Consider the following 17,768-nt stretch of genomic DNA (forward strand, 5'->3'; position numbering starts at 1 on the left):
AATGCCTGATGATATTACTGAGGAAAGGTGCATATTTTCATTGATATGTAAATATGCACCTTTCCTATTGTATATGCAATTTAGTAATGTGAATTTGAATTTATGTAACGTTCATATATGAAGTAATTCTTTAAAAAAGGACGTGATTTATCATACAAATTCAAGCTGTGAAAATACCAAAGAATATTGAAAGTCATTTGTTTAAGCAACTTAGTAACTTAGTTTCAAATGAGAAGAAAGAACGAATGAAGCGTTTATTAAATTCATGCGACATTAATAGGACCCTGATAGGAGATTTACTAATCCGATCTCTAATCTGCCAAAAGTATAAAATTAATAATGAAGAAATTAGATTTATATATAATGAGTATGGAAAACCTTTTGTTGAAAACTTTTCTGACTTTCATTTTAATCTGTCACATTCAGGAGAATGGGTGGTTTGTACTACTGCTAATTTTAATGTGGGTATTGATATAGAAAAGATTTCAGAGATAGAGGCTCTTAAATTAGCAAATGAATTTTTTTCAGAGGAAGAATTTTATGATATATCTAATATAAATTCTGATGAACAAATTAATTATTTTTATGATTTATGGACATTAAAAGAAAGTTATATAAAAACGATTGGAAAAGGGCTTTATATCCCGTTAAATTCATTCTCTATAAAAAAAGAGTCACCAACTTTAATTTCATATAAGTATATACCTCAAAACTTTTACTTTAGACAATATAACATTGAGCCAAATTATAAGGTATCTGCTTGTGCAACAAGGGATGAATTTCCGCAAGAGATAATAATTAAAGACATTTATGCAATTTTCCAAACTATATACAAATTTGAAAGTAAGGAGAAAATCAATGCAGAAGACTAAACTTTTTTGCTTTCCACATGCTGGGGGATCCGCGTTTAGTTACGCAAAATGGAAAAATTACTTTAATCCATATATTGAGGTAGTCCCGATAGAGTTAGCTGGTAGAGGATATAGAATTGAAGAAAGTTTGTACGGAAGTATGGAAGAAGCGGTAAATGATGTCTATAATAATATCGTTATGCAGATAGATGATTCGCCATATATTTTATTTGGGCATAGTATGGGAAGTTTGATTGCCTATGAAGTAGCTAGAAAAATACAAGATTCTAAAAGCGTATTGCCTAAATTTCTTGTCTTATCCGGTAGAAATCATCCAAATAGTAAAATAAAAAACATCCGACATAATCTTTCTAACGAACAATTTAAAAGAGAAGTTATTGCAATGGGAGGTACACCATCTGGGGTACTGCAATCAGAAGAATTAATGGAGATTTTTCTCCCTATTCTAAGAGCAGATTTTAAAATCGTTGAGACGTATATTCATGACAAAAATACACAACCATGTGATATTGATTTTCTTATATTTAATGGGGAAAATGATGAATTTACTACATATGATCAAGTAATAAAATGGGAACGATACACAAGTAAAACGTGTACTTTTCATTCTTTTGAAGGTAATCATTTCTTTCTAAATGAAAATATTGAAGAAATAGCAAATAGTATTATAGGAAAGTTTAATTCTAAAAGATTATCAACTAGTTTTTAGAGATTTTCTTTGATCATCAGACAGTCGTTGGATAACTGGTGAGTTAATTGATGCAATTTGTGGATCTTGCTTATAATGCTAATTGTAAGTATTATGTACTTTAAAATCAAAACTTTCCCAATTTAATGTTGAGAAAGTTTTGGTTTTTATTATTCTAGTAGTAATCACTTTTTAAAGTTATAGAAATTTAAAAATAAAGTATTGTATACATGTAAGTATGATTAAAAATAAAAAGTTGTAAATGCTAAATTTAATTAAATACGCCTTACTCTCTTTAACATTGGCCTGAATGAATAGTTTATAGGAGATTACACTGGCTAAAGATGCGATAATTGTTCCAAGCCCTCCAATATTTACTCCTAGTAATAAAGCTTTCCAATCAGAAGTAAAGTTTGATAGAAGAATTGAAGTAGGAAAATTGCTAATTAATTGACTCAAAAATATGGAACTAAAGAAGACTGAAGTATCTCCTCTTAAATTAGCGCGAGCAAATGTCCCCAGTGCATCGGAATGGGAAATGTTTCCGATAAAAATAAAAAAACAGACAAAGGTTATTAGAAGAAAGTAATCAATCTTAAATAGTAAGTTTCTATCTAACGTAAATGCTGCTATCAGTGTGACTATTAGTGCAATGTAATAATTAATAACACCAAAAATAGATGCAATGATAGTGATAAGTATCAAAATCCAGACGGTAGCTTTTTTTTCGATTTTTCACGGTAATAACAGGTAGTTCTATTTTCAAATCTGTTTTTTGAAGTTTTTGAGTAAATATAAATAACAAACTAATTCCAAGTACAGCTAAAAGCAGAATTGAACCTAAAAAGGGGATGAGCTTAATTCCATAGTAAGAATATAGGTATAAATTTTGTGGGTTTCCCATAGGCATCAAGCTACTACCGATGTTTGCCGCAATTGTCTGCAGGATGATTGTATCCATCATGTTCATTTGTGTTTTTTTACTAATGACAAGTGTTATTGGTACAAAAGTGAGGAGAGCAACATCATTTGTTACAAACATGGAGCAAATAAAGCATAACAAAATTAGAATAATAGATATTGACCTGCTGTTATTGCATTTATTTAAAATCGCAACGGCAAGTTTGTCTAATATCTTTAGCTGTTCCAAGGCTTTAATGGCCACCATTAGATTAAATAAGCTAATTAACACTTCAAAGTTAATATATTCGAACCTTGGCGAATGTATTAAGCAGCTTACAATTGCTAATATTAGTGAAATGGTAAGTACTAAATCCTTTTTTAAAAATTCGAATTTCATAAGGAGTCTTTTTTTATTTTGAACGAATACTATTTCTTTCACAATACACCACCTGTAATCTATGTTAGTAAATATACGTTTTTTGGGATAACTCAATATTGCTAGAAAAGAGGATGACATAAGGTTCTAAATAAGAGTTTTGTAATGTTTCATCCCTTCAACAAAATCCTTTTTTCTTAGTGTCTTTAATGTTATAAATATGTGCAATATAGACGAATCCAGCTAGGGGGATTAATTGAGAAAACAAATGTTTTTTGTATGATACCATAAATAAATTAAATGTTTTATTTTTCAATATTCTTATAATATTCTATTGATTCTTGATTTCAAATACTTTATAAGAAGTTCTAAAAGAGAAAAAGTATGCATGTTTTTATGAAGAAAATAGAGGCTTGCCAAAGGATAGGTAGAACAAAATCTGCGACGTTTGGGTACTGTATAAAATTCAAAAAATCTCACTGTTTTTTTAGATGAAAAATCTTAAAATAATTTTGTTTTTATAAAAATCTGTACTTTTTCGTAACATTCTGTACTTTTAATTATAAATTAAAGACAAGCTTCTCTTATTTAAAGATTGAAAGCGCTTTATAGATTTTTCGTGAAATTTTTACCTAGCCTATTTTTGAGATTAGTAGTGGGAAAGGAGATATTTCCATGTTCTTGAGACAATTAACAAAAAACCACTTAATCACTATTGATTATTATGATTTAAATCACCGGTAAACGAAACAAACATAATAGTACAACAATGTTAGTGGATAAAAATATTAGTTTGCAGAAAGGGGTAGAGCATCCGTTTGTATAAGCGTTAAGTACTTCAAAATTTCAGTTTTACGGTTACATGTTGTGATGTTTGCTTAAACAGGCCAATCCGATTAATATAGAAAATTTTTATCCTTGTTGTATTTGAATATGAAAGAGGTATTTGTACCAGGAAATATAGGTGATTTTATATAGATTATGATATACAAATTTTGGCATGGAGTGATGATATGGAAAGGCTTTTTGTAGACTTAGTCGGATCAACAAATGATTTTTTATGGTCTAAATTATTAATTATTATGCTTGTTATTTGCGGAATTTATTTTACATTTAAATTGAATTTTGTACAGTTTCGAATGTTAAAAGAGATGGTTCGTGTATTAATGGAGGGAAAAAGTGGTTCTAAAGATCAAATCTCTCCTTTTCAAGCGTTTTGTATTGGTATGGCAGCCCGCGTTGGAACAGGGAATATCACAGGAATTGCGATTGCAATTGCATTAGGTGGTCCTGGAGCTGTATTTTGGATGTGGATTATTTCTATTATTAGCTCGGCATCCAGTTTTGTCGAAAGCACATTAGCACAGATATATAAAGTAAAAGATAAAACTGGTTTCCGTGGTGGTCCATCCTATTATATGGAAAAAGGGTTGAATAAACGTTGGATGGGAGTATTATTCTCTATTTTAATCACAATTACTTTTGGTCTTGTATTCAATTCAGTACAATCAAATACAGTTACAATTGCTTTTCAAAACTCATTTGGTACAGATCGTCTAACAGTTGGGATAATCATGGCCATTGCTTTCGCTGCGATTATTTTTGGTGGTGTACAACGTATTGCAAAGATGGCTGAATACAAGGTGGTATTTTTAGCGGTATTATACATTGGAGTTGCATTATTTGTTGTAGTTACCAACATATCAAAAATGCCGGAAGTTCTTTCTCTTATTGTTCAAAATGCATTTGGTTTTAAACAAATAGCAGGCGGTTCAATTGGTGCAGCACTTATGAATGGAGTTAAACGCGGTTTATTCTCAAATGAAGCTGGTATGGGAAGTGCACCAAACGTTGCCGCAACAGCAACAACAAGTCATCCGGTGAAACAAGGACTGATTCAAGCATTTGGTGTATTAACGGATACACTGATCATTTGTACTAGCACTGCCTTTATTATTTTGCTGTCTGATGCATATAAACAACCGGGGTTAAATGGTATTGCACTTACACAAGCAGCATTAAGTGAACACATCGGTTCTTGGGCATCGGGTTGTCTTGCTATCTTTGTTTTTTTATTTGGATTTGGTGCGTTAATTGGCAACTATTATTATGGTGAAACAAACATTCGCTTCTTACATACAAGTAAAGTGTGGTTAATGATATACAGAATAAGTGTGTTGGCTATGATTGTATTTGGTTCTGTTGCAAAGATTCAAATTGTATGGGATTTAGCGGACTTATTTATGGGCTTTATGGTTATTATTAATTTAATTGCTATTACCTTACTTTCAAAAGTAGCATTTGCGGCGTTACAAGATTATATAAACCAGAAAAAAGCTGGTAAAGATCCTATTTTTTATAAAGAAAACATTAAAGGGCTTGAAAATATTGAATGTTGGGATAGTTATGAGAAAACTTCAAAAAAGAAAAGTGTGTAATAAGAAGGATATTCAGACTGCAATATGTCTGAATATTTTTCTTGGTTCTAGTGCAAATAGTATTGATTATAGTAAAGAAAAAATCATTCTATATAAAGTTAATAGTACGGGGGAATATGATTAAATGATAAAGGAATCTAGCGTTCAAGTTGAGGGGCAAGAAAAAGTTTGCTTAGATCAATGGGTAGCTCATTATCGAGCGTATGCAGCTAAGGGACGAAGCGCCAGTTATATTCCCGCTCTGGGGGAAATAAATGTATCGCAGTTAGGTATTTGTATAGTAAAGCCAGATGGAACAATGATAAAATCAGGAGATTGGGAGATACCTTTCACATTACAAAGTATATCAAAAGTAATCGGTTTTATAGCCGCTTGTTTAAGTCGTGGTATTTCTTATGTATTAGAACGAGTTGACGTAGAGCCAACTGGAGATGCCTTTAATTCAATTATTCGTTTAGAGATACATAAACCAGGAAAACCTTTTAATCCTATGATCAATGCTGGAGCGATTACGATAGCTTCACTTTTGCCAGGGACATCGGTGCAAGAAAAATTAGAATCTCTATACGTATTAATTGAAAAAATGATAGAGAAGCGTCCCGCTATTAATGAAATAGTATTTCAATCAGAATGGGAAACCGCTCATCGTAATAGAGCATTAGCATACTATTTAAAGGAGAATGGTTTTCTAGAATCAGATGTGGAGGAGACACTAGAGGTTTACTTAAAACAATGTTCGATTGAAATAAATACTGAAGATATTGCCTTAATAGGGCTTATACTAGCACATGATGGATATCATCCTATTCGCAAAGAACAAGTGCTCCCTAAAGAAGTAGCTAGGTTAACAAAAGCTTTAATGCTTACTTGTGGAATGTACAACGCTTCTGGAAAATTTGCTGCTTTCATTGGATTACCAGCTAAGAGTGGGGTATCCGGCGGAATTATGACACTTGTTCCCTCAAAATCTAGGAAGGATTTATCGTTCCAAGATGGATGTGGTATTGGTATTTACGGACCGGCCATTGATGAATATGGGAATAGTTTACCAGGAATTATGTTGTTAGAACATATTGCAAAAGAATGGGATTTAAGTATATTTTAAAAAGGAGCACAGATATTTTGGTGTAAGAACGATTCCAAAAGTGTTCAGACCTTATATTGTGTCTGAACATTTTTGAGTTATAAAGTATCTTTCTAAAGTAGAAGGGTGTAATGAATACTCACAATCTATAATACTTTCGTTTATATCTTATTTATCAGTTTTTGAAAAAAATAGAGTAAGTATTGTATTAATGCAAATAGGTTTGTATACTGACTGTTAGGCGAAGGTGAGAAGTGATTATTTTGAATCTTAGTAATTTAGTAAAAAAAGACATCTATATTCTCGTTTTAATGATACTTACAGTACCCTTAGTAGGTGAAATAAAGTCATTTCCTTTAAATGAAACATTTAGAATGAGCTTTGGTGCACCAACATTTTTCTTTTTTTTGTTATTGTTTCGAAGAATTCCAGCATTTTTACCGGGTTTTTTAACAGCGATAGTCGTTGTAGTATTTCGTATCTCAATGGATGTCATTATAAAGGGAAATATGGATTGGCTAGCCGCTTTTCATACTCACTATCCTAGTTTTTTCTTTTATTTTACTTATTCGTATCTCTTTCATTTAGCAAAAATTAAACGTTTTTATCATCAACCACTAATGATTGGTTTTATTGGTTGCATGATTGAAATACTGTCAGACTGTGTGGAATTAATGATTCAATATTTCGTATTAAAAACATCAATCACATCCGAGGCAATAAATGAGATCATTGTTATCGCATGTTCCCATAGTTTTATAGTTCTAAGCTTTTTCAATATGATGAAATTGTATGAAGCGCAATCAAGGGAGAGACACATAAAGAAACAAAATGAACACATGCTCATGCTCATCTCTAATTTATATGAAGATGCTGTTCATTTAAAAAAAACATTACAAGATGCTGAGAATATAACAAAAAAATCCTATGATTTATATAAAACCTTAGACTCTTTTGAGCACAAACAGATGGATTTTCAGTTTGGGGATTTAAGGCAACAGGCATTACAAATTGCTGGTGAGGTCCATGACGTTAAAAAGGATAACCAACGTATTTTTGCGGGGCTTTCAAAACTAATTTCTGATGAAAGTTTTACAGATTATATGTCTGTACATGAACTAGTAAATATCATTATACGGGCAAATACGAAATATGCACGGTTGCTAGAGAAAGACATCCAATTTGTGTATAAAATTGATGGTGTGCATCCTCATTATCATATTTACACAATCTTATCTATTATAAATAATATCGTTACAAACGCTGTAGAAGCTATCCAAGGTATGGGAACCATCACAATTGACATTAATAAAGACCACCATTTTGTTGAATTTCAAATAGGCGATAATGGTCCTGGTATTTCTTCAAAATATAAAGATTCAATTTTTGAGCCTGGGTTTACTTCTAAATATGATGATTTAGGCAATCCATCGACAGGTATCGGATTATCGTATGTTAAAGAAATGGTCGAACAACTTGAAGGTGATGTTACGCTTGAGGACAGAACCGAAGGAAAAGGATCAATTTTTATAATTAGATTAGGGATTGATCATATAATTTCGAAAGGGTGATTCTATGTATTTTTATATAGTAGATGATGAAAAAGCGGTTCGCTCAATGTTGGCTCAAATTATCGAGGATGAAGATCTTGGGGAGGTTATAGGTGAAGCTGAGGATGGTTTATCTTTAGAGCAACAAATGCTAATCCTTAAAAATATAGACATTTTATTTATCGATTTGTTAATGCCGATTCAAGATGGAATAAAAACAATCCGTCAAATAAACCCTTCGTTTAAAGGGAAAATCATCATGGTCTCTCAAGTAGAATCAAAAGAATTAATTGCTGAAGCTTATTCGCTTGGTGTTGAATACTATATTATTAAGCCAATTAACCGGATTGAAGTATTAACAGTTGTTCGGAAAGTCATTGAACGAATTCGTTTGGAAAAATCAATAAAAAACATTCAAGAATCGCTTAATATGGTACTAAAATTGGATAGTAATTCAAGTGTGCAAGAAAAATACCGTAATGAAAAACATTTAAATACTTTTAATCATTTTCAAAATTCCATTCATTTTCTTTTGTCTGAATTAGGAATAGCCAGTGAAAGTGGAAGTAAAGATTTAATGGATATGCTAGATTATTTATATAAATATGAACAAGATAACACGTTGGAACAAGGCTTTCCCTCACTAAAAGAGATTTTTATGAATTTGGCTCAAAAAAAACTTGGGGATTCAGCTGAAGATGCCGAATTAAAAAGGTTCATAGAAGCTTCCAAACAACGGATTCGGAGAGCAATTTATCAATCATTAAACCATTTAGCATCCCTTGGACTTACTGATTTTTTAAACCCGAAGTTCGAAAATTATGCTTCTAGATTTTTTGATTTTACTACCGTAAGGAGAAAGATGACAGAATTGAATAATGAACCAACATTACCTGCTCGTATTGATACGAAAAAATTTATTCAAGTTCTTTATTTTGAAGCAAAACGAATACACTTGGAGTTAAGATGATAAACTCTTGCTAAGTATTATTTTCAATTGATAGATTGATAATAGTTTTTCTTTTTATTCTCCTTTATTTCATATTAGTTTTAAAATCAGAAAATTCCGTATCGATTTGGTAGAAGTGTATGAACTTAGAACAAAAGAATATGTATTTTTTATTTTTTTAAACATTAATATTCATTAAAAAAACGAGTATTTTCACAATAAAATATAAATACATAGTAAGTTGAATTTAAAAAAAGATGCTATCTTCTAGCATCTTTTTTTCTTTAAGAGGAAATATCATTGATCCTTATATTATTTGAAATTCAAATGCGGGCATATAAATAACGGAAAAGGAGATAATATTTAACAAATTATAATTGGAAATGGTATTTTAGGTCAGAAATGTTTTTATACTAATTAGGTTATTGGTACTAAACAAGCATAATGTCTCGCTTTTCTGCTCTTTAATCTTATCGTTATTTTTTATTAAGTACATATCGTTTTTTAGAAATCTCAATCCTAGCAGAGTATATAAATTGGGTGATAAAAATGTGGAACATAATTACTTCTTATCTTCCAGATTGGAAAGTCTTTGTACAAGCTTTTATCTTGTTTTTAATTCCGTATACTATCTCAAGAGTTTTTCATTGGGTTCGTATGTCAGAGAAAGAGTGGGAAGAATGAGTTGGTGGAAGTCAAGAGACAAACAAGTGAAAAAAAATAATATTCAAAGTAAAACGAAACAAGAGCATAAACCTTCTCAAAATGCAATCGTTCATTTCACAAATGATTTTGCCTCTAACTTAGAACTTATAAAGCAACAAATCGGACATAATTCTGATGTTCGCTTTCGGAAGTTTAATATTGGACGCACAGATATTCAGGCTGGGATCGTTTTTGTTGATGGCCTATCAGATAAAGAGATAATTGACAAACATATTATGAAATTACTAATGGATGATTTTTCTGATGAATATAAAAATGAATCTTCTTATGTGGAGGGGACTGTTTCAAAAGAATATATTAAAAATAAAGTTCTTACAATTAGTGAAGTAGCAGAAGTCCATTACATAAAAGATTTAATACCCAAAGTATTGATAGGTTCAACAGCTCTTTTAATTGATGGTTTAGCAGATGTGTTTATTCTTGGTACAACAAAAGCAAATAAACGAAACATTGAAGAACCAGTATCGGAGGCATTAGTCAGAGGGCCACGGGTCGGTTTTACTGAAGTATTAAGTGATAATACCTCACTTTTGCGACGACATTGTGCGGATGAGAGTTTATCATTAGTAAAGCTACCAGTAGGAGAACGTGCAAAGAAAGAGTTAGTTGTCGCATTTATTAGAGATCTTGCTAGTACAGAATTGGTGGATGAAGTAAAAAACAGAATTCAGAAAATTGACATAGACAGTGTACTCGAATCTGGTTATATAGAGCAACTCATTGAAGATAATTATCTAAGTCCTTTTCCACAGATTCAAAATACAGAACGACCTGATCGTGTTATTAGTGCTTTAATGGAAGGTCGAGTAGCTATTTTGTTAGATGGAACACCATTTGTTTTAATTGCTCCAGTTACATTTAGTATGCTGCTGCAATCACCAGAAGATTATTATGAAAGGTGGCTTCCTGGTACGCTTCTCCGCTTATTACGCTTCATGACAGCTTTTGTTTCATTATTTGCTCCAGCACTGTATATTTCTTTTATTTCATTTCATCCAGGATTAATTCCCACTAAGCTCGCTATTTCTATTATCGGATCGCGAGAAGGAGTTCCTTTTCCCGCTTTAATAGAAGCGTTAATTATGGAAGTAGCTATCGAAGTTTTGCGAGAAGCAGGTTTACGTCTGCCTAAACCAATTGGACCTGCAATGGGAATTGTGGGCGGTTTAATAATTGGTCAGGCTGCCGTAGAAGCAGGAATTGTTAGTCCAATAATGGTTATCGTTGTTGCGGTAACAGCTATTTCTTCTTTTACTATTCCACAATATAGTGTAGGAATTACGTTACGCATTCTTCGTTTTGTAGCTATGTTTTGTGCTGCGATATTTGGTTTGTATGGAGTTATTCTCTTCTTTCTTTTACTTTGCAGTCATTTAGTGAAACTGAAAAGTTTTGGCGTTCCTTATACCAGTCCTGCTGTTCCATATCGATTCAGTGACTGGAAAGATTTTATGGTTCGCATGCCATTAAAAATAATGAGACGTCGACCAAAAATAATGCATACCAAAAAAAATATCCGCAAAAGGTAGCTGATGACGAAAGGAAGTGGCCTTCAGTGATTACTAAACTTAAAGACCGAATAACAACTTCACAGGCAGTTGTTATTATTGTAAATTACATACTTGGGACAGGAATTCTCACTCTGCCTAGAGCATCTGTGGAAAAAGTGAAAACACCAGATGTATGGATAAGTGTGATATTAGGTGGAATACTGGCAATGGTTTCAGGAGTAATTATGGTCAAATTAAGTCAGCAGTTTCCAGAAAAAACATTTTACCAATACAGTCAAGATATTGTAGGGAAATGGATAGGCAGGTTGCTTAGTTTTCTTATTATAGGGTATTTTCTTACAACTTCAGCATTTCAAATTCGTTCAATGGCAGAAGTAATAAGCTTTTTTTTGCTCGAAGGAACCCCCACATGGGCTATTGTTATGCCTTTTATGTGGATAGGTCTCTATTTGATTATGAGTGGTATTAATTCAATTGCACGGATGTTTGAAATAATATTTCCTATTACTGTTTTTATTTTTTTAATCATTTCCTTTATGAGCATCGGAATATTCGAGATAGATAATCTCCGTCCCGTATTAGGTTTGGGAATTAAACCAGTATTAGATGGGATAAAAACAACGTCTCTCGCATATACAGGTCCTGAAATTATGTTAATTCTTTTGGTATTTATGGAACAACGAAATAAAGCAGTAAAAGCTATTTTAGTTGGAATTTCTATTCCGTTAATCTTTTATGTAATAACTGTTGTAATGGTCATTGGTGCATTATCAATTGATGGGGTTGTAACAAGAACATGGCCGACAATTGACCTTATGCGCAGTTTTGAAATTTCTGGATTGATATTTGAACGTTTTGAATCTTTACTGCTTGTAATATGGATTATGCAAATATTTGCTACCTATACGATTAGTTATTATGCAGCTGCATTAGGATTAGCGCAACTCTTTAAAAAGAGTATTCATCCGTTTATTTTTGCTTTGATTCCAATCATTTACATCATTGCTATGACTTCGAAAAATATAAATGACTTGCTTAAATTGGGGGATATGCTCGGTAATGCTGCTTTATTTTTATTTGGTTTACTGCCACTGCTTCTTCTTATTATTACGCGATTAAAAGGAGGAGTAGTGTGAAAAATAAATTTAATTATATGCGGTTCTATTTTGCTTTGTTATGGACGCTTTTGCTTCTATTTTTAACAGGATGTTGGAGCAGTAAAGAAGTAGAAGAGTTGAGTTTAACTGCAGGTATAGCACTAGATAAAGGGAAGGATTCAACAATTGAGAAAGAGGATGAGGAAGGAGGTTATCCTAAAAGAAATCTTATAACAGCTACTTATCAAATTGTTAGTTCGCAAGCACAAAGTAAAGGAAATGGACAACAAAAACGTTATATTAATGTTTCTGAGACAGGTGATTCCATTCATCAAATTGTTCGTGAGTTTTCATTGAAAAGAGAGAGCACAATGTTCAGCCCACATTTAAAAAACATTGTTATTAGTGATAGTCTTGTACGTACATACAGTTTAGAACAATTACTTGAACAGTATCTCCGTGACAATGAAGTTCGGCTTAGCTGTATGCTCTTAATTAGCAAGGGGCTAGCGAAGGAGGTACTGGAATCAAACAAAAAAGGAGAAATTCCAGCATTTCGTTTGTCTGGAATTGCAGATAATAGAAATAGAACAACAAGGATTTTACCTCCTGTATCGCTCGCTAAATTGGAAGGAAAGATGCGGTCAGGGTCCAGTTTTCTTTTGCAAAATGTAATCTCGATAAAAGGGGAAACAAAATTTGCAGGAGCTGCTGTAATTAAAGGGAAGACAAAAAAGTTGATGGGCTTTTTAAATGAACAGGAATTGGAAGGAGTAGTATGGATAAACGGAAAAAGGAATGGTGGTGTGGTAAAAACTTTTGATAAAGAATCAAAGAAACTCATTATATACGAAATAAAGTCAATAAAAAGCAAAATCATACCACATGTTAACGGAAATAATATTTCCTTTGATGTAAACATTGAATCAGTAGGGCGTTTGTCTGAAAATTGGATGCAATCAGGAAAAGATTTTGAAAATGAATTTTTAAAAAAGGAAGAAAAAGCTATTGAAAAAGAAGTAAAGCACTTAGTACATCATGTTACAAAAAAAATACAAAAAGAATATCAAGTCGATATTGCGGGTTTTGGCAACCAATTAAGAATTAAACACCCGAGAACATGGGAGAAAGTCAAAAAAGATTGGGATCAAACATTTAGTAAAGTACCGATTAAATATCATATAAATGTAACTATACAAGATTATGGAGCGTCAAGTTTAAAACGATGAGATACCTTAATTGAAATTATATTTGAATCAAAACAAAAAGTTATAAAAGTTTTAATTTGAAAATTTTTGTAACTTTTTGTTTTTTTATGTCCTTCTTATTATAGATTAAAGAAATGATTTTATCCCGCTATTTGCCGGGCAGTAAGACTCACACCTCAAAATTCAGCGAAAGCAAAGAAGTTATTAGAGGTATATGTAAGCTCTATATAGGAAGGAGAATTTTGAAATTCTATTGATAAACCAAGTAATTGTAATAGCCCTTATTTAGAATAATAATTTCAAAATCAATAAAATTTAGAGTAGAAGGAGCAAGAGCAAATTATTATGAATAAACAAATAGGTTTTATCGGATGTGGAAACATGGGTATTGCTATGATAGGTAGGATGATTAAAAAAAATATAGTTTCTCCAGATCAAATAATTTGTTCAGATTTAAATGTCATTAATTTAAAAAATGCTAGTAATGAATATGGCATAACTATAACTACTAACAACAATGAAGTCGCTAACAGCGCTGACATTTTAATTTTATCAATCAAACCAGATTTATACTCATCGGTAATTAACCAAATAAAAGATCAAATAAAAAATGATGTAATCGTTGTAACTATTGCTGCAGGAAAAAGTATTAAGAGCACTGAGAATGAATTTGGTAGAAAGTTGAAAGTTGTTAGAGTAATGCCTAATACACCGGCACTTGTTGGAGAAGGAATGTCTGCGTTATGTTTTAATGAAATGGTTACAGAAAAAGATATAAAAGAGGTACTGAACATATTTAATATTTTCGGCCAGACGGAGGTCATAAATGAAAAACTAATGGATGTTGTTACATCTATTAGTGGTTCTTCTCCAGCATATGTGTATATGTTTATAGAAGCCATGGCAGATGCTGCTGTACTTGGCGGTATGCCGAGAAAACAAGCTTATAAATTTGCGGCTCAGGCTGTATTAGGTTCTGCAAAAATGGTATTGGAAACAGGAATACATCCAGGTGAATTGAAGGATATGGTTTGTTATCCAGGTGGAACGACGATAGAAGCTGTAGTAACGCTAGAAGAAAAAGGTTTAAGAACAGCTATCATTTCAGCTATGAAACGTTGTACGCAAAAATCTATGGAAATGTCTAGTTTAACTAGTAAGTGAGAAGCGAATTTATATAATATTTCAAATCTATTTAATGTAAAAGAAATATTATGAGGCTAGTTAATAACTAAGTAAATTTATATACAACACTAACGAGAAGAACAAACCTTATTTTAAAGGGGATACAGAAAATATGAGTAATTTACTAAAAAAGAAATCCGTTACACAATTGTTAGAGCATAATCAAAGCAAGACTTTAACGAAAACATTAGGAGCATTTGATTTAATTATGTTAGGGGTAGGCTCGATAGTTGGAACAGGTGTTCTTGTGTTAACTGGATTAGTAGCAGCAAGAAATGCTGGTCCAGCAGTTGTTTTTTCATTTATACTTGCGGCAATTATATGTGGATTTATAGCATTATGTTACGCGGAAATTGCTTCTACACTCCCGGCGTCTGGTAGTGTATATACGTACTCATATGCAACAATTGGTGAGTTTGTTGCTCATCTAGTAGGTTGGTCATTGCTGTTAATATATATCGTGGCAACAGCGGCTGTCGCTGCTGGATGGACAGGCTATTTCCACAATTTAATAAAGGGATTTGGATTAGAGATACCTAAAGCTCTAGTAACGATTCCTTCGCATGGTGGTATTGTGAATCTACCAGCGGTAATCATTACATTGATATTAGCATGGATGTTATCCCGTGGTACGAGGGAAAGTAAACGAATCAATAATACAATGGTATCGATTAAAATTGGAATGATTTTGTTGTTTATTACGGTTGGTATATTCTATGTAAAACCAATGAACTGGATACCAATTGCACCATACGGTTTAAGTGGAGTCTTTACGGGTGGAGCAGCTATTTTATTCGCTTTTACGGGTTTTGATATATTAGCAACTTCAGCAGAAGAAGTAAAAGACCCGAAACGTAATCTTCCGATCGGTATTATTGCATCATTAATCATATGTACAATTATTTATGTTATGGTATGCCTTGTTATGACAGGAATGGTTTCCTATAAAGAATTAAATGTCCCTGAGGCAATGGCTTATGTAATGGAAGTTGTAGGACAAGGAAAAGTCGCTGGTGCAATTGCTGCAGGTGCTGTAATTGGCCTTATGGCTGTTATTTTTTCCAATATGTATGCGGCAACACGAGTATTCTTTGCAATGAGTCGTGATGGATTGTTACCGAAATCATTTGCGAAAGTTAATAAGAAAACTGGAGCACCCACTTTTATAACTGGATTGGCAGGAATTGGGAGCTCTATAATAGCTGGGTTTATTGATTTGAAAGAATTAGTTAATTTAGTTAATATCGGTAGTTTGGTGACGTTTGCGTTAGTTTGTCTATCAGTTATTATCCTTCGTAAATCACACCCAAATTTAAAACGTGGATTTATGGTACCTTTTGTACCTGTATTACCATGCGTTGCAATTGTATGCTGTGTGTTTTTAATGCTAAATTTACCGTTAAGGACATGGGTGTACTTTAGTATTTGGATTACTATTGGGGTAGTAATATATTTCCTTTATTCGATAAAACACAGTAATTTAAATGAGGAAACGATCTCGAAATTACATGATAAAATTGCGAGATAATAACGATCGAAAATTTTATTAATAATCATATTGATAGTTGAGTAACATAGAAACAGTTTTTTGACATTTAGCAAGAGATAAAATAAGAGATGCTAGGGCAGCTAAGTACTTTTTTAGAAACCTTGCTTGTTTTTTACGATTTAAAACTGCTAAGGAGAGAGAAGTATGAGTGAATTGCATTTTATGAGTATAGAAGAATTGGATAATAAATTGAAAAAATCTGATAGTGGTATTTATTTCATTAAAGATTATAATGACAATATTATTTATGTAGGCAAGGCTTTTAGTATAAAAAGTAGAGTATTAGCTCATTTTAATAGTTATTCCAATATTGAGGAATATGTACATTTATTTAATAAAGTAGCGTATCTCATTGAAGATAGTTTGTTAAAACGCTCATTGTTACAAGTTACTTATATGATTAAATATAAACCAGTATTAAACAAAGAAGTACAAAAAGAATTCCCAGAGTTGTATACTCAATACATTAAGCAGACAAATAAAAAATCTATGTTGTTAGAAATTGATGAAGCTAAAGAAAAAGGGGATGAGTTAAAGAATAAATTAGTAAAATTAGTGGGTGGAAAAACTATGTTTTATGACATAATTTCTCTGTTAAACAATGGATATAACTATCATGTCCTCGCAAAAGTATTGAGCATAGAACTTCAAACTTTAATTATAATAAAAGAACACCGAAATAAATTCCCGATACCACATAATTATAAGAGGACAATAAAACATCAAGATATAATGTATGCTTTATCTGGAAAAAAGAATTTAAGTACGTCAAGGTTAAGCACTTAACTTTAAAGTAGTAAATTCGTTGCTTTTGTAGCTTTTATTGTTATATTGAAATGTAATGTACATTTGTGTTTCAAATTTAATTGGTGGAATAAGGGGAGGGAAAGGGTTCCTATAAAAATACTGGAATAAATTAGGTTACTCATGCGTAAATAGCATAATTAGGCACATGTTATTTATAAATATTCAAAGATACGAAAGTAATACAAATGAAATTCTTATTTCTGCTACTACAAGTACTATTGAGCAAATGAAGTATGAAATTGCTTTTGAACTAAGAGTCACACTGGGACCTGATACATCACATCATCTGCAAATGGTTCGAATCGGTGGAGAGATTACAAAACGCTTAGTTTGAATGGCTGAAAAACAGTTAACAGGTCAATACAGATTACACTAAGAAAATAATCCGTATATATACGGATTATTTTTCCTTTAATTTACAAAAAAATAAATTTCGAAATTGAAAAAATCTCTCAGATTCCTTTGTAATAATCTTTTTTAGTTGTGTTAATGACATAGGTATCGAAAGGTGATAAATTCGATACGAACGATGTATAACCCCTTAAAAGGATTTTGATGTTATTTGTAATTTTAATTCCATAATACTTAAGCCGATATAATAAAATGTTTTATGTCTAAATCGATATAAAGGAATAGTTTTTAAGTGATATTTCTTTTTTATAGAATAAGCAAAACCTGATATTGTAGTAATTATTGATTTGAGGTCAATTTACTGTGCACCTTGGTTATTGAAGTTTTTTGTTGATTAACAACTATTGTATTTGGAAATTATTAATAAGTTTATCTCGCTATTTGCCGGGCAGTAAGACCCTCACCTCAAAATTC

13 protein-coding genes and 1 pseudogene are annotated in these 17,768 nt (G+C 31.9%); 13 read left to right on the plus strand and 1 reads right to left on the minus strand.

The window, feature by feature from the left end:
• Positions 1-167 precede the first annotated feature (167 nt).
• Together OXT04_RS21350 and OXT04_RS21355 are read left to right on the plus strand one after the other, a co-directional pair.
• Complete coding sequence (locus tag OXT04_RS21350; RefSeq protein ID WP_090976612.1) at positions 168-872, plus strand: 4'-phosphopantetheinyl transferase family protein; 705 nt, start codon at positions 168-170, stop codon at positions 870-872.
• Positions 859-1,581 carry a thioesterase II family protein gene (locus OXT04_RS21355; protein WP_001172951.1) on the plus strand — a complete coding sequence of 241 codons (723 nt, stop codon included), beginning with the start codon at positions 859-861 and terminating at the stop codon, positions 1,579-1,581. The genes OXT04_RS21350 and OXT04_RS21355 overlap by 14 nt, the downstream gene beginning before the upstream one ends.
• A 177-nt stretch (positions 1,582-1,758) precedes the next feature.
• On the opposite strand, the pseudogene OXT04_RS21360 reads toward OXT04_RS21355, so the two are convergent.
• Positions 1,759-2,902 (minus strand): annotated as a pseudogene (locus OXT04_RS21360) (anion transporter).
• Positions 2,903-3,852: 950 nt separating this feature from the next.
• Here OXT04_RS21360 and OXT04_RS21365 point away from each other — a divergent pair.
• The 11 genes from OXT04_RS21365 to OXT04_RS21415 all read left to right on the plus strand — a co-directional run bounded on the left by OXT04_RS21365 (position 3,853) and on the right by OXT04_RS21415 (position 17,277).
• A complete protein-coding gene (locus OXT04_RS21365; protein WP_000440276.1) occupies positions 3,853-5,277 on the plus strand; it encodes an alanine/glycine:cation symporter family protein in 1,425 nt (474 codons plus the stop codon).
• A gap of 124 nt (positions 5,278-5,401) precedes the next feature.
• On the plus strand, positions 5,402-6,382 hold the full coding sequence (gene glsA, locus OXT04_RS21370) for a glutaminase GlsA (RefSeq protein ID WP_000588988.1): 981 nt from the start codon (positions 5,402-5,404) through the stop codon (positions 6,380-6,382).
• A 233-nt stretch (positions 6,383-6,615) separates the two neighbouring features.
• Positions 6,616-7,932, plus strand: a complete 1,317-nt coding sequence (locus tag OXT04_RS21375; protein ID WP_000584793.1) for a sensor histidine kinase — start codon at positions 6,616-6,618, stop codon at positions 7,930-7,932.
• 4 nt (positions 7,933-7,936) lie between these two features.
• Positions 7,937-8,881, plus strand: coding sequence for a response regulator (locus OXT04_RS21380; RefSeq protein WP_267417414.1), 945 nt, complete (start codon positions 7,937-7,939; stop codon positions 8,879-8,881).
• Between the two features lie 659 nt (positions 8,882-9,540).
• Positions 9,541-11,115, plus strand: coding sequence for a spore germination protein (locus tag OXT04_RS21385; protein ID WP_000119223.1), 1,575 nt, complete (start codon positions 9,541-9,543; stop codon positions 11,113-11,115).
• A gap of 26 nt (positions 11,116-11,141) precedes the next feature.
• Positions 11,142-12,233 (plus strand): spore germination protein, encoded by a 1,092-nt coding sequence (locus OXT04_RS21390; RefSeq protein WP_000628928.1) that lies wholly within the window; start codon positions 11,142-11,144, stop codon positions 12,231-12,233.
• Positions 12,230-13,423 carry a Ger(x)C family spore germination protein gene (locus OXT04_RS21395; protein WP_000790793.1) on the plus strand — a complete coding sequence of 398 codons (1,194 nt, stop codon included), beginning with the start codon at positions 12,230-12,232 and terminating at the stop codon, positions 13,421-13,423. Before OXT04_RS21390 ends, OXT04_RS21395 begins: the two co-directional genes overlap by 4 nt.
• Positions 13,424-13,747: 324 nt before the next feature.
• Positions 13,748-14,566, plus strand: coding sequence for a pyrroline-5-carboxylate reductase (proC, locus tag OXT04_RS21400; RefSeq protein ID WP_267417420.1), 819 nt, complete (start codon positions 13,748-13,750; stop codon positions 14,564-14,566).
• 133 nt (positions 14,567-14,699) lie between these two features.
• Positions 14,700-16,115, plus strand: a complete 1,416-nt coding sequence (locus OXT04_RS21405) for an amino acid permease (RefSeq protein WP_000067460.1) — start codon at positions 14,700-14,702, stop codon at positions 16,113-16,115.
• A gap of 165 nt (positions 16,116-16,280) precedes the next feature.
• Positions 16,281-16,922: a nucleotide excision repair endonuclease gene (locus OXT04_RS21410; RefSeq protein WP_065228847.1), complete on the plus strand. Its 642-nt coding sequence runs from the start codon at positions 16,281-16,283 to the stop codon at positions 16,920-16,922.
• A gap of 166 nt (positions 16,923-17,088) precedes the next feature.
• Positions 17,089-17,277, plus strand: a complete 189-nt coding sequence (locus OXT04_RS21415) for an alpha/beta-type small acid-soluble spore protein (protein ID WP_000897404.1) — start codon at positions 17,089-17,091, stop codon at positions 17,275-17,277.
• Positions 17,278-17,768 lie beyond the last annotated feature (491 nt).

Source organism: Bacillus sp. GC_Bacil_1, assembly GCF_026540675.1.
GTDB classification, from domain to species: domain Bacteria; phylum Bacillota; class Bacilli; order Bacillales; family Bacillaceae_G; genus Bacillus_A; species Bacillus_A cereus.